At 53.4% G+C, this 13,106-nt stretch carries 14 protein-coding genes; 5 read left to right on the top strand and 9 right to left on the bottom strand.

Annotation, left to right across the window (positions count from 1 at the left end; translation table 11 throughout):
• Window positions 1-65 precede the first annotated feature (65 nt).
• Window positions 66-983 (top strand): NAD-dependent epimerase/dehydratase family protein, encoded by a 918-nt coding sequence (locus JF44_RS0102200; protein WP_033067311.1) that lies wholly within the window; start codon window positions 66-68, stop codon window positions 981-983.
• A gap of 5 nt (window positions 984-988) precedes the next feature.
• Here JF44_RS0102200 and JF44_RS0102205 read toward each other — a convergent pair whose 3' ends face one another.
• Window positions 989-1,315, bottom strand: a complete 327-nt coding sequence (locus JF44_RS0102205) for a DMT family transporter (protein ID WP_033067312.1) — start codon at window positions 1,313-1,315, stop codon at window positions 989-991.
• A gap of 253 nt (window positions 1,316-1,568) precedes the next feature.
• Between JF44_RS0102205 and JF44_RS0102210 the strand changes: the two genes are divergently transcribed.
• Window positions 1,569-2,759 (top strand): FAD-dependent oxidoreductase, encoded by a 1,191-nt coding sequence (locus JF44_RS0102210; RefSeq protein WP_033067313.1) that lies wholly within the window; start codon window positions 1,569-1,571, stop codon window positions 2,757-2,759.
• A gap of 94 nt (window positions 2,760-2,853) precedes the next feature.
• Here the strand turns inward: JF44_RS0102210 and JF44_RS0102215 are convergent, their stop codons facing one another.
• The gene (locus JF44_RS0102215; protein WP_033067314.1) at window positions 2,854-3,705 is read right to left on the bottom strand and encodes a DUF4437 domain-containing protein; all 852 of its coding nucleotides are present in this window, start codon (window positions 3,703-3,705) and stop codon (window positions 2,854-2,856) included.
• Between the two features lie 121 nt (window positions 3,706-3,826).
• Between JF44_RS0102215 and JF44_RS0102220 the strand changes: the two genes are divergently transcribed.
• The gene (locus tag JF44_RS0102220; RefSeq protein WP_033067315.1) at window positions 3,827-4,741 is read left to right on the top strand and encodes a LysR family transcriptional regulator; all 915 of its coding nucleotides are present in this window, start codon (window positions 3,827-3,829) and stop codon (window positions 4,739-4,741) included.
• Between the two features lie 25 nt (window positions 4,742-4,766).
• Here JF44_RS0102220 and JF44_RS0102225 read toward each other — a convergent pair whose 3' ends face one another.
• Window positions 4,767-5,318, bottom strand: a complete 552-nt coding sequence (locus JF44_RS0102225) for a sugar O-acetyltransferase (protein WP_033067429.1) — start codon at window positions 5,316-5,318, stop codon at window positions 4,767-4,769.
• A 116-nt stretch (window positions 5,319-5,434) separates the two neighbouring features.
• Complete coding sequence (locus tag JF44_RS0102230) at window positions 5,435-6,403, bottom strand: alpha/beta hydrolase family protein (protein ID WP_033067430.1); 969 nt, start codon at window positions 6,401-6,403, stop codon at window positions 5,435-5,437.
• 179 nt (window positions 6,404-6,582) lie between these two features.
• Between JF44_RS0102230 and JF44_RS0102235 the strand changes: the two genes are divergently transcribed.
• Window positions 6,583-7,182 (top strand): TetR/AcrR family transcriptional regulator, encoded by a 600-nt coding sequence (locus tag JF44_RS0102235; protein WP_033067316.1) that lies wholly within the window; start codon window positions 6,583-6,585, stop codon window positions 7,180-7,182.
• Window positions 7,183-7,476: 294 nt separating this feature from the next.
• A complete protein-coding gene (locus JF44_RS0102240) occupies window positions 7,477-7,941 on the top strand; it encodes a hypothetical protein (protein ID WP_033067317.1) in 465 nt (154 codons plus the stop codon).
• Between the two features lie 47 nt (window positions 7,942-7,988).
• Here the strand turns inward: JF44_RS0102240 and JF44_RS0102245 are convergent, their stop codons facing one another.
• From JF44_RS0102245 to JF44_RS0102265, 5 genes are all read right to left on the bottom strand, one after another.
• On the bottom strand, window positions 7,989-9,032 hold the full coding sequence (locus JF44_RS0102245; protein ID WP_033067318.1) for a patatin-like phospholipase family protein: 1,044 nt from the start codon (window positions 9,030-9,032) through the stop codon (window positions 7,989-7,991).
• Window positions 9,033-9,182: 150 nt separating this feature from the next.
• On the bottom strand, window positions 9,183-10,106 hold the full coding sequence (locus tag JF44_RS0102250) for a hypothetical protein (RefSeq protein WP_033067319.1): 924 nt from the start codon (window positions 10,104-10,106) through the stop codon (window positions 9,183-9,185).
• A 132-nt stretch (window positions 10,107-10,238) separates the two neighbouring features.
• Window positions 10,239-11,372, bottom strand: a complete 1,134-nt coding sequence (locus tag JF44_RS0102255) for a LysR family transcriptional regulator (protein WP_033067320.1) — start codon at window positions 11,370-11,372, stop codon at window positions 10,239-10,241.
• A 157-nt stretch (window positions 11,373-11,529) separates the two neighbouring features.
• Complete coding sequence (locus JF44_RS0102260) at window positions 11,530-12,108, bottom strand: hypothetical protein (RefSeq protein ID WP_156111564.1); 579 nt, start codon at window positions 12,106-12,108, stop codon at window positions 11,530-11,532.
• Complete coding sequence (locus JF44_RS0102265; protein ID WP_156111565.1) at window positions 12,092-12,934, bottom strand: hypothetical protein; 843 nt, start codon at window positions 12,932-12,934, stop codon at window positions 12,092-12,094. Before JF44_RS0102265 ends, JF44_RS0102260 begins: the two co-directional genes overlap by 17 nt.
• Window positions 12,935-13,106 lie beyond the last annotated feature (172 nt).

Raw genomic sequence — 13,106 nt, forward strand, 5'->3', positions numbered from 1 at the left:
CCTTGACCTCAACTGTGGTTCAGGTCCGATAACCACGCGCATCCCCTTAACAGAAGGAATAATTCATGCGCGTTTTCATCACAGGCGGCACCGGGCTGATCGGATCAGCGATCATCGACAAACTGATCAAGAAGGACCATCACGTCATCGCCTTGGCGCGATCAAGCGCATCGGCAAGTAAACTGCGTGTCGCCGGGGCCTCCCCGCTTATGGGCGACATCACCACCCCGCAAAACTGGATCACTGCCCTGCCCGATATTGATGCCGTCATTCATGCGGCCTGTGATTTTTCCGATCAGATGCCCCGCATTGATGCCAATCTGCTTGATCATCTTATCCCCACCCTGCATCGCATGCCCGGTACTGTGCGCTTCGTTTACACCGGCGGCGTCTGGAGCTACCCGGAAACCAAACCTGGGCAAATCGCCGATGAAACAGTTCCTTTTGCGTCCCTGCCCGATTTTGACTGGATGATTGCCGGGATCAACCGCATTCTTGGCGATGAAAAATTACACGGCATCATCATTCACCCGGGATGCGTTTATGCCACCGGACGGCATGGTCATATCGGCCTGTTTCACCGCGCCATCACATCCGGCCAAAGCGATAAACGGATCACGATTGTCGGCGGCGATGATATCAATCAGCCGATGGTTCACACCGATGATCTCGCCGATCTTTATTACCGTGCCCTGATCAATGCCAAAGCCGGCTCAAGCTATATCGGTGTTGCCATTAACGGTGTGTCCAACAAAACGGTTGCCGAACTGATCGCCAAACATTTCGCGATTGCGGAATGCCGATTTGAAACCATCAGCAAACAAACTGCGATGGACCGTCTGGGCAATTGGGCAGCGGGACTTGCCCATCATCAACATGTCAGCAGTGCCAAGGCGATGCGTGAGCTGGGCTGGAAACCCAAACACCTTGATATCGACCAAGACATCAAGGCCTCTGCTGCAGCCTTAACCGGCCAAAGTTAACGACATTAACTTTCCGTGCTGATGGTCTTGAGCCCGATCACCCCGCCAATGATCATCAGCAGGAAAACCGCCTTAAGCGCTGTCATCGGCTCCTTCAGGAACAACCAGCCGATCATGGCAACCGATGCCGTGCCAAGCCCGGCCCACACCGCATAGGCCGTGCCAACCGGAATAATCCGAAGTGTGATTGCCAACACCCAGAAACTCAGTCCATAGACACCAAGACTAAGCACCGTAAAACGCCAGTCTGTAAATCCGTCGGAAAACTTCAACGATATCGTCCCGATCACTTCAAGACTGATCGCAATAAACAGATATACCCAGGCGAGCATGGCTAAACGTCCTTGTTTGGGGGTGGTGGCGCGATACCAATCATCAGAAAGCTTGGTACAAGGCCCGCTCAAAATGGCTGAAATTCCCTGCCGGGGCAATCCTTACGGTCGGGCAATCGTTCGCGGATAAAATCAACCACACGTAATCTGGATCAAAACGGATGGCAAAACCGTTGCGTATAGTATTTTGACAGGGCACATTGCCCCCACAGTGTCGCAACACAATGCTGGCCAGAAGACAGGAACAACAGTCATGATCGAAACCGATATTCTGATTGCAGGCGGCGGGATCGCCGGAATGAGTGCCGCCGCACGCTTGGCCGCGGACGGCCATCAGATCGTGATTGTCGACCCTGCCCCCGCTGACATCGGCGAAGGCACGGATTTACGCACCACCGCCTTTCTCGAACCGGGCATCGAGACGCTTAAAAAAGCCGGTGTCTGGGATGCGATCAAACCCACGGGGGCTGAACTGCGCGTCATGCGCATCGTCGATGCGGGCGGTGAATTTCGCGAACCGCGTGAAACTGCTGACTTTGATGGCATCGAAACCAAAAACGGTTTCTTTGGCTGGAACGTGTCAAACAAGGCCGCCCGCGTTGCCCTGATGGCGCGTCTGGCTGACCTTGATAATGTCGATTTCCGCTTTTCGACCACCGTGACCGGTTTCAAAAATACCGCGCGTTTTGCCGACGTTACCCTGTCAGATGATGCTGTCATCCGCGCCAAACTCGTCATCGCCGCAGATGGCCGCAACTCGTCCCTGCGCGATATGGCGGGCATCAAGCATAAACGCTGGGCCTATGATCAAGCTGCGCTGGTCTTTGTCGTTACACACGACAAACCGCACGACAATATCTCGACCGAGATTCATCGCACTGGCGGCCCGCTGACACTGGTTCCCATGCCCGATCTTGATGGCAAGCCCTGCTCGTCGGTCGTCTGGATGTCGCCCGCCGCCCACGCCGATGAACTCAACGCCATGAGCGACGATGCCCTGTCATCACAAATCACCCATGACACCATGAACCTGTTTGGCCCGCTAACAGTCGCCAGCCAACGTGCGGTCTGGCCGATGGTGTCACAGGTGCCAAATCGCCTGATTGCTGCGCGCCTTGCCCTGATTGCCGAAGCCGCCCATGTCGTCCCGCCGATTGGCGCGCAAGGGCTTAACATGAGCCTGCATGACATCGAAACCCTGGCCGAAATGATGGCCAAGGCCAAACTGCATAATGAGGATATCGGCGCAACCGCGCTTCTGAAATCCTGGGAACGCCGTCAGCTTCCCAAAACGCTGGCCCGCGTTGGCGGCATTGATCTGCTGAACCGCGCCTCCATGTTCGAACCCAAGCCGCTGCGTGATCTGCGCTACGCAGGCCTGACCGCAATCAACCGCATCGGCCCGCTGCGCAAACTTGCCATCAAGGTCGGTGTCGGCAAGTAAGCCCAGCCTGCCCGAACGCACGCCTTGGCACAAAAAACATGCCGCACCTTTCACGGTGCGGCATGCTTGATACGATCACGGATCAACCGCGTTTTTAATTGGCGCGCAGTTCGTATTTTCCTTCGGTGCGCACATAGAAAACGCTGTCCTGATTGGCATCGGCCTTAAGGTGATGGCGGACTTTTTCCTGTGATCCGAAATAGCTACCCGGTGTCAGCGCTTTGGCATCGCCCGTATCAGCAAGTTCATAGGTCGCAGCCCCGGAAACAAGCACCGCACGCAATTGGGAATCGTTGCTGATCAATTCGCCGTCAAATCCGGCGGGCAGCTTAAGGAACGTTCCGTTCATCTCGCCCGTTTTGGGCTGCCCCCAAAGAAATGCCATCTGGGCACCTGATGCATCATCGGTATCGGGATGATCGATCCAGGTCACGTCTGATGCTGCCAGCCAGACGATGTTGCCCGCATCAAGATTGACCGGATGTTCGCCATTATCGAACTGCTCTTCGGTCGGCTGGACAAGATACGGCCCTTCAAGAATTTCAAGAAATGCCGTCGCACTGCCGCCATCACGGGCCGCGGTAATATGCGCCTCGCCCGCCGGCTGGGTCCAGAATGACCCCGGCCCCATCCACATGCTTTCGGCAGTGGGGTCATCATTATGCACAGCCCCTTCGATCACGACGGCACGATAGGTAATGTTGTGGATATGCGGCGGCGATGAAAAACCATCGGCGAATTTGATAATCGCACCGGTCGGAACATCCTTGCGCATGTCGCCCCACAGAACCCCGGCTTGGGGGCTCGCGTCACCGCGCGCGGGGTTAAGCGGCTCAAACACAACATCAGATCGTAAAACAACGTCACTGGCCGGTTCTGCGTGAACCGGAACAATTGCGGACGCGCCAGTCATCATGGCGCCGAAAATTAATGCACGTATACTCATGGGGAAACCCTTTGCTTGTCATCACTCAGGCTCCTACGCCTGTTAAGGACAAGCTATACACAATCCATTTTTATAAAATAATCGGATGCAAATCAAAAATACTATGTGATATACCCAAATAATGAATCTTGATCTGAAATCCATCGAACTGTTTATTCGGGTTGCAACCCTGGGCGCGATCGGCAAGGCCGGGGCGGAATTCGGCCTGTCGCCCACGGCGACGACCCAACGCATTCAGGCACTCGAAGCAGCGGTCGGAACGCAACTGATCCACCGCACAACCCGTGCTGTGTCCTTATCGGCAGATGGCGAGGCCTTCCTCGATCATGCGCGAAAAATCATCGCCGATGTCGAAGACGCGCTGGCTGATATTCAATACGAACCGCAATCCATTCGCGGTGAATTGCGCATTGCCGCACCGGCATCCTTTGGGCGCATTCATGTCGCCCCCTATATTGCCGAATTTATCGACCTGCATCCGAATGTCTCCATTCAGTTGCATCTGACCGATTCCGTCATCGACATTGTCGAACAGGGTATTGATCTCGCAATCCGGCTGGGCGCGTTGCAAAGCTCGACGCTCAAGGCGCGTAAACTTGCCGAAAGCCCGCGCATGATTGTGGCCGCACCAGACTATATCGCACGACACGGACAGCCAGAGTTCCCCGAAGACCTTCAGGATCACAACTGTCTGGCCCGCGAAGATATGCGCACGTGGAAAATGACCGGCCCGGATGCGGATGACTATGAAATCAAGATTTCCGGCAACTTCGCCAGCAACTCTGCCGAAGCCGTCACCGAAGCGGCCCTGACCGGGCTGGGGATTGCGCGAAAGTGCCGCTGGGAAGTCGCCGAACATCTCAAAAGCGGCGCGCTGGTGCCATTGCTTTCGGACTATACCATCACACCGGAATGGAACGTTTATGCCCTGCGCTCTCCCTCGCGCCTGACACCTGCGCGTGTCCGTGCCTTTGGTGATTTTCTAGGCCAGAAACTTCGTTCGATTCCGGCCCTGTCAAACCACAAACCCGATTAACGATCCCGTCCGATATGCCCGGTAATCACGCCCTGATGCGCGCCGGATTACCCACAACCGTCGCCCCGGCAGGCACATCACGCGTCACAACCGATCCGGCACCAACAATTGCCGCATCGCCAATCGTCACACCGGGCAGGATAATCGCGCCACCGCCGATCCAGACATTCTCGCCAATCGTTACCGGTCGTGCGATTTCAAGATGCTGCTTGCGAAGCTCCGGATCGCGGTGATGATCGGCGCAATAAATCTGCACATTCGGGCCCAGCATCGAATGCTTGCCGATCTTGACCGGTGCCGTATCCAGGATCACGCAGCCGACATTTAAAAACACATCCTCGGCCAAATGAATGTTGATGCCATAGGCACAATGAAACCGCGCCTCGATCCGGGCATCATCGGCGCATTCGGCAAAAAGCCCGCGCAATTTCGGCCCGATATTGCCACGCTCCACCGGATGCAAGACGCTATGTTCATGCACGGCATCATAGGCACGCGCACGCATCGCCGACAGTTCCGGGTCAAGGCAGGAATACCATTCCCCGGCCTGCATTTTTTCAAGTTCGGAGTGGGACATGATGTTCAGGAACGTTGTTGGGAACGGACAACAGGTTACGCCGGATTGACGACAACCGCAATCTGCACCGCCCGCCATTGACCGCCACGGACCACCATGCCCGGCAAAGCAGTACCCTACTTGCCCGTCACATGCGCCAGATCCGCACCCCGGGTCGCAAGCGCATCACACGCCCTTGCCCACACCAGGTCATCTTCATCAAATGCACTTTGCAAATAGGCCACTGTCATACGCTGGGTCACGGCAAGGCGATCGGGATCTTCGTCATCAGTTTCCTTGGCATCATATCCGGCAATGCCGCCAAGCCCGTGTTTGCCGCCCTTAAGGGTTAGCAAAAAGTCACTGCCCGGACTGCAATGAAACGGATCGGTATGCCATGCCGGCCCGCGTGTGGTCAGATGCGGGTTGTCATCCGCATCGCCCGCCACCACAAGGGTCCGTGTGGTCATGTGGGAAAAATCAGGGTTCATGATTGTATAGTTCGCACGTGCATGCGCGCTCAGGCTTTCGCCCCCATTTCCCGGTGCGGCCAACAAGACCCCAACCTTGATCCGCGGCTCAATCAGGCTCACATCCTGTACCGCTGGATCCGCCTTATCACTCAGGCGCGTGCCCAGCAACATGCCAACAGTATGTCCGCCCAACGAATGCCCCACCGCCGCAATCCGGTCATGGTCCAGACGCCCGGCAAGGATCGGCTGGGTTGCTTCGATCTCGGCCAGATGATCAATAATATGCTTGAAATCCTCCACCCGCGACCGCCAGAAAAACGGTGCGCCCGGCGCGTTCGCACCAAACCCGGCAACTTTCGAATTGCCATGCGTTGGCTGGATCACGACAAAGCCTTGCTCGGCATAAAATTGCGCCAGAGGCCCATAGCCATGCATCGACGGAATGTAAAGCGATGGCCCGTGCCCGTGCGACAGCAAGATGATGGGAAGGTTATCGCCAACCGCTGGCAGCGTAATCCGCATTTCAATCGGATGCGGTCGATCTGCCATGGGCAAGGTGACCGGACAGATTGATACCGCCGGAACCGCATCGCGAACCGGAATATGGTGGGCACTGGTGATCAGGTTATTCATGGCAAACATCCTTGTTTTGCTTGGCGAAACGGCTGATCTCGCCTATAAACCAACAAACGGAACAACGTTCCTGTTGTCAATTCATATACGGAACAATGTTCCGTTTAACAAGTGCGATTTTCAACACTTGGATTCCGTCCGCGCCCAAGAGTTCTGACTTACTGTGGAAAAACAAAGAGATGCAGGAAGATCTTACCGGCACAAAAAAACGCATCCGTGCAGACGCCGCACGCAATGAAGACGCCGTGCTTGAGGCCGCCAAAACCGTTTTTGCCAAATCGGGTGTTGATGCGCCGGTGCGTGAAATTGCCAAAGCCGCCGGAGTTGGTGTCGGCACGCTGTATCGCCGTTTTCCCAAACGAAGCGACCTTGTCGTCGCCGTATTCAAACGCGAAGTCGATGGCTGCGCTACTGATGCCAAAACGCTTGCACGTGATTACCCGCCGGGCGAGGCCCTGTCGCTTTGGCTCCGCCGCTATTGCCAGTTTATTGTCACGAAAAAAGGATTGGCATCAGCCCTTCATTCGGGCGATCCGGCCTTTGATGCCCTGCCCGATTACTTCCGCAGCAACTTTGAACCCGCGCTTGAAAACCTGCTGGCTGCTGCCGCCAAGGCGGGCGAAGCTCGTTCGGATATCGATGCCTATGATCTGCTGCGCGCGATCGGCAATCTGGCCAGCGCCGGCAGAAAATCAGCCGACACAGAAGGCATGGAACATACCTATCGCATGGTTGATCTGATGATTGACGGGTTGCGTTTTGGCAAGCGCGCGGATTAACGCTCAGACATAATCCGGCGCAAACTACCCCAGATCAAGCGTCGTGCGGGTGCCGATATCTGCATGTGGTTTCCGGCATCGCCAGGTGCCTCACAAGATTGATTCGCACCAGCACAGCGCAATCGATCAAAGATTCTCTCATCAATGGCCAAGGTTCAGATTATCGAATTACCCGCCTCCCGATTAATCCGTCACGGCAGTATAGCGAGGTGACGACCTTTGCACTGGCGAACAAACACCATTAATTGTATTTTTTGTTTTTTCGCAACTTTAAACAACAAAGGAAAAACGACGATGTCCCAAATACAATACTGGGCGGGCAGTCACGGTGCAGTGTCATCCGAGAGCAAAACTTGCTACGACAAAAATCTCGAACTGACGCTCAACTACCCAAATTACATAGCCAACCTGAACGACGTATTCACTTACTTCACATCCACGCTTTCGATCAAAAATATCAATCCTGATGGCTGCAGCTTGGCGAATATCAACATTGAAATGACATTGACCAACAACTCCACACAATGGGAGGCATATCTCTCGGACACACATCAGCGCATCCCGATAAAGACTTTTGAACGGCACAGCCTCTCACCCGGCGCAACCTTCTCGTTCTTTGAGTTTCACTGGGCGATGCGATCTAAAAACGGTGCACCGATGGAAGCTCCTGACACGTACCAGTTCAATTTTGCGCCAAGTTATAAATTGGTTGGGCCCAAAGCGGTTGTTCAATTCTCCGGTACGGCAAATTGCACATAATCAACACCTGATCTTACACAACAGGCCACGCACCGTAGGCCGGTCTCTCAGACATAGTCCGGCGCAAACAGCTCAAGATCAAGCGACGGTCGTTCACCGATATCACCACGATGGGCCTCCAGAAACGCCGTTGCAGCCTCGCGCCCCTTGTCACGCAGCATGGTCATGAAGTCCCATTCCGCATTCATTTTCGAGGTATGATCAAGCTCCAACATCACGTCACTGGCAATCAGATGCATGCGCATGGTGCCCCATTTGCTGGCTTCGCACATATGGGTTGGCATGTCCTTGCGGATCACCGACATCATGCGCAACTCCTTGACCAGGCTGCTGTTAAACGAAATCTCGTTCAGGCGACTTGAAATCTCGTGCGAGGTTTTCGGGATCCCCGGCCGTTTGACCGGATTGATCTGCACAAGAACCGTGTCATTGGCTGAACATTCCCGCACCAGCGGCCCAAGGCTCGGATTACCGGAATACCCCCCATCCCAATAAGGCACGCCATCAATCTCGACGGTCTTATAGATATTGGGCAAACAGGCCGAGGCGAGCAACACATCCAGACTGATATCAGGATTGCGAAACACCCGGGCTTGTCCGGTTTCAACATTGGTCGCGGTAATGAAAAGCTTGGTCGGACTTTTGTTGAGCAGATCAAAATCAACCACATCATCCAAAAGCCCCGCCAGCGGATTATCCCCCACCGGGTTCAGATCATAGGGCGAGAACATTTTCGCACTCATATCCAGCCACTGATACATCGGCGAATTGCCAAGCGACCAGTTGCCAAACAAAACATCAATCGGGGAACGTTGCAGCGGACTGAACCGCGCGGCTTCTGAAACTGCCGACCAGAACGCCTCAAGATCCTCGCGCGCGCCATCATATTTGCCCTTGCAAAAGCCCGATGTCACCACGGCGGCGTTCATCGCCCCGGCCGACGTGCCCGAAATCGCCTCAAGCTCGATTTCCTCATCCTCAAGCAACCGATCAAGAACGCCCCAGGTAAACGCCCCGTGCGATCCCCCGCCCTGAAGGGCGAGACTGATCTTCTTGCGGGGTTTGTCAGAACTTTTCGCGTGCGCGCTCATGCCATCTCCTGCGACAGGGTCATCATGTCAGGCTTCTAGGGTTTGAACCCATTTCAAGCATTCAATTGGGTTCAGACCCTCCCATGATATGTCGCAAACAGACCGCGCTGCCAGTAATGAAATCGCAAATCGGGAAATCAGCCCCCTTCTTCAGCTCGAACCTTCTTGCGTCTTTTTCGGCTTGTCGGCCGCCTTGCCCCCGGTGCCCTTGAGGTTGGCAACCTTGCCCAGCAGATCAAACCAGAACGGCGCACCAAGACTGATCGCGGCTATCGTGATCAGCCAGCCGATGATGGATTTAAACCACTCCGTCCCCGTGAAAAACGCCGCAACATTTGCCGAAAAACTCGGCTGTTTCCAGCCAATCGGAAACGATTTCAGCGCGTCAAGATTGGCACTTTCAAGTTCCGTCACGTTTTCCTTGCCCGCAGCGACCGTCGCCTGCGCCGCAATCTCGGTCCGCAGCGCATCATTTGTCCAGAGTTCCTCGGCAACATGGATGGTGCTTGCGTTGGTCGCCACGACCACAACCCCTGCAATGCAAAGAATGATCAGCTTGACCTTGCGCTTGTACCAACCCGAAATACGGGTCATCCCTTCATCAAACCAGCTCGCCAGTTTCTCCTGCAATTCGATAGCCGCCTTCTCACCATCAGTTACCAACGCAGTCAAAACGGCAGCAAGGTCGTCATCGTCCTTCTTCTCGTCAACATTGCCCCCCGCCCCTTGCGGCAGCTTGGCAATCAGATCGCGCACTTCATCGGCTTTCAGGGAAACAAAGGACTTGCCGTCTTCGTTCTTGGCCAACACCTCAAGCAACACGGTGCTCAATGTCTCGGGCGCGATATAGGACGGAAGCTTGCCTTTCCGCGACAGGTTCTTGATCAAGGGGTGGGCATATACCGCCTTGGCGTATTTATCGCCGACCAGCCGCGTGATGCCTTCTTCAAGATTGGTGGAGCGCAAACCGCAAAAACTGGCAATCCACTCCTGCACGGCCGATGCGACCAGACTGAGCGTCACATAAAAAAAGATCAGCCCCAACGCGACATCAATCACCGGATGTTCAAACATCTCAAGTCCCCCCGAAACCTTCCCAAAGGCAGGGGAATGTTATATCAGAATTACATCATTGATTGAATACATATAGACACAAAACAATCATCGGTGATCGATGCGACTATTCCCTACAAAGACAGGAACGGCTCAATACCACGTCAAACTGGCCGGAAGATCCTGTTTGGGGGCAAGGGCAATCACCTGATCCAGGAACAGGCGTGCAATCGGCGACAGGCTTTTGCTTTTGCGCGTAATCACGCCGATATGGCGATGGCGTTCCGGGGTGGTCAGCGGCACAAACACCAGCTTTTCCGGGGCGGCCATATCCGACACCTTTGCGGCCAGTTCCGGCAAAACCGTAATCCCCACCCCTTCGGCCACCATGGCCGCCAGCGTGATGGTGTTCGATGTTTCGACAATCGGACGCGGCAGGATCGGGCCGGTCGCGCCCAAGGCGATATCGCCGTCTTCGTCTGATGCGTTACTGCCGTTCGGATCAAGCGACCGCAGCACTTTTTCCTCGGCCCGCATCGCCTTTTGCGCCCGTGCCAAAACCGTTTTCGCCGCCGGAATGCCTGCCGCCACCGCGTCACGCAAAGCAGGACTGAGAACCGGCATGGTATCTGATGACAGATCGCTGGTCACACCGGGTTGCGCCATCAGTGCGCCGGTGCCGGATTCCGGCCCCAGCCCGACAAGCCTCTCGCCGGTCAAATCCGACCAGCGCAAAACCGATTTCCGGGCAAATGCGTGATCGGCCCGGCACAGCACGCCAAACCGGTCGGAAAACAGCGGGCGAAAGGCAATATCTGGCAACGCCTGCCATTCCCCGGCAATCCCGAAATCGGCGGCATTACTCGCCACCGCCTCATGCACTTCACCAGCATTACGTTCATCAAGACGAATGCGCGCATCGGGATGGGCGGCAACAAATTCGGAAATCACTGTCGGCAAAATACGGGTCAAAACAGATGGCGCTGCGGCAATCGTAATCTTGCCCCCAACACCCTTTGACAGCGCATCGAGATCGCCAAGCGCCTCTTCAAAATCGGCCAGCAACCGACGCGCAATCGGCAAAAAACGCGCGCCGGTCTGGGTCAGCGCCACCTGCCGCGTCGTACGATCAAAAAGCGCCGCCCCCGTCACATCCTCAAACTGGCGAATGGTCGCGGTAACCGCAGGCACCCCAAGGCCCAACACCCCGGCCGCAGCCGTAAAATTCCCCTGATCGGCAACTGCGACAAACACACGCATATGACGGATATTCAGCGATGACAGCATGGTCTTGGTGATCCGTTTCGGTTAATTCCCCTGCCCGATCAAACCATAGCGCCCAAATGGTATTGCGGAAAAGTGTTATTGGCTCGCGCAACCGTTTCCGTCTCCAGAGGCATCATTCTTAAAAAATAAATCTGTCCGCTTTTGCCGATAAGTAAAATCAGTCCAAAGTATCTTCTCGGACTGTCTTTTTATATTCTTCAAATTTGTGACTAAAAAATATCTGTGTTGCAATACCACAAACAGTCCGCCAAACAGTTCTTAACAGAATAGAAATCAATACCCCGCCAAGACAGACATATAAGTTTATTTGAACAGGCACCCCATCAAACAATAACCAACTAATTTCCGTATATTCCAAAGAGCCACCGATTAACTTCATAAACAAAAAGTATACTAGACATGACACCGACAACATTAAAGATATGAAGTATGGATAAATATAATCAAAATATCCTCCTGAATGGCCTCCAGACAACTCGTATAACCGGTAATTTGAATATACTGAAACTGCCCCAATGACGACAGCAATTACCAATCCCACCGTTACAGATATAATTGGCAAGAAAAGACTTGAGAAATCAGACATTTCCAAAATTTTTAAGCCTGACAGAGCGCCAACGAAAACATCTAGCATTATCCAATAGCTTAAAAGTCTGTGATACCCCGGCTTTCCCCCAGACCCTTTTAAAAACCAAGTCCAGTATCCGACATAGACTTCATTATTGTTCTTGGTCATTTCCATCTCGTATTGAGCGGTATTGCTGGTCAATTATCGAGAAAACTTCAGAGAAATTATCCTCTACATCACCATGAAATGAGAATGAAACCAACCCACCAGTTAAGTGCTTTCTTGTTTTAGTACCTTCATGAGGCATTACAACGTCGGCAAATGCCTCGTCACCTGTTGATGCGATTGCCCTAGCCATATCTTCAGCAACATCTTTTTTGATCATACCGCCAGATATATCTGCTCTTGTTTTTGTTCCTCCAGCTTTACCCGTAAGCTTTTTTAAGGGAACAATATATTCTGATGGATCTATGACATTCTCACGGCGCACCTCAAAACTAAACCTGGAAATGTATTTTGCATCTTTTAAATATTGAATAAAATCAATTGGGTCCTTTAGAGCAGAGTACTCTACAGACATCCCCCACTCTTTCAAAAAACTAGAATTTTCGATAAGGTCTGATAGTTTTTTTGCAGAGAACTCTACTCTGTTGGCAAATCTGCTGTCTCGATTCAAAGCTAGAACTTGTTTTTTACAGTCTACGAAAACGTGGATATAGGGGTTGTCTTCATGAGCGATGACGATAGGTTTATCGGATTCAAATTCGATCGTGTTCACTTGACGGCTGCGTGCCAGCTTCAGATAAACAGCACTTTCTGAAACAAAATGAATGTCGGCAGTAAAGTAGCTTCTTGATCGAGTATCTTTCCTCAGCGTGTTTGATAGCGTTTTCACTAACAGTTCAGACGCATGTGGAGGGTTATCACGAAACATATCCATCTGAGTTTGAAACATTTGCAAGCGAAACAAATAGAATTTTAGCTCTCCCGACACGACAAGCCCTACCCTTTAAATTGCTCAAATAAATTACCATACAATCCTGGGTAAACATTAGGTTATATGCAACAAAAAAGCCGCTTTGCTCGCGAAAAAAAGGGACAGCCCCCTATTTGAATAGCGCAGGGGGGGGCAATATGAAAGGGATGAACCTAGACAAAACCGCCTG

The sequence above is a fragment of the Thalassospira australica genome (genome assembly GCF_000763295.1).
GTDB classification, from domain to species: Bacteria; Pseudomonadota; Alphaproteobacteria; order Rhodospirillales; family Thalassospiraceae; genus Thalassospira; species Thalassospira australica.

Coding starts and splice junctions, on each gene's coding strand:
- JF44_RS0102210 (WP_033067313.1), top strand. CDS start 1,569: ATGATCGAAACCGATATTCTGATTGCAGGCGGCGGGATCGCCGGAATG.
- JF44_RS0102245 (WP_033067318.1), bottom strand. CDS start 9,032: ATGAGCGCGCACGCGAAAAGTTCTGACAAACCCCGCAAGAAGATCAGT.
- JF44_RS0102200 (WP_033067311.1), top strand. CDS start 66: ATGCGCGTTTTCATCACAGGCGGCACCGGGCTGATCGGATCAGCGATC.
- JF44_RS0102225 (WP_033067429.1), bottom strand. CDS start 5,318: ATGTCCCACTCCGAACTTGAAAAAATGCAGGCCGGGGAATGGTATTCC.
- JF44_RS0102205 (WP_033067312.1), bottom strand. CDS start 1,315: ATGCTCGCCTGGGTATATCTGTTTATTGCGATCAGTCTTGAAGTGATC.
- JF44_RS0102235 (WP_033067316.1), top strand. CDS start 6,583: ATGCAGGAAGATCTTACCGGCACAAAAAAACGCATCCGTGCAGACGCC.
- JF44_RS0102260 (WP_156111564.1), bottom strand. CDS start 12,108: ATGACCAAGAACAATAATGAAGTCTATGTCGGATACTGGACTTGGTTT.
- JF44_RS0102250 (WP_033067319.1), bottom strand. CDS start 10,106: ATGTTTGAACATCCGGTGATTGATGTCGCGTTGGGGCTGATCTTTTTT.
- JF44_RS0102240 (WP_033067317.1), top strand. CDS start 7,477: ATGTCCCAAATACAATACTGGGCGGGCAGTCACGGTGCAGTGTCATCC.
- JF44_RS0102215 (WP_033067314.1), bottom strand. CDS start 3,705: ATGAGTATACGTGCATTAATTTTCGGCGCCATGATGACTGGCGCGTCC.
- JF44_RS0102255 (WP_033067320.1), bottom strand. CDS start 11,372: ATGCTGTCATCGCTGAATATCCGTCATATGCGTGTGTTTGTCGCAGTT.
- JF44_RS0102220 (WP_033067315.1), top strand. CDS start 3,827: ATGAATCTTGATCTGAAATCCATCGAACTGTTTATTCGGGTTGCAACC.
- JF44_RS0102230 (WP_033067430.1), bottom strand. CDS start 6,403: ATGAATAACCTGATCACCAGTGCCCACCATATTCCGGTTCGCGATGCG.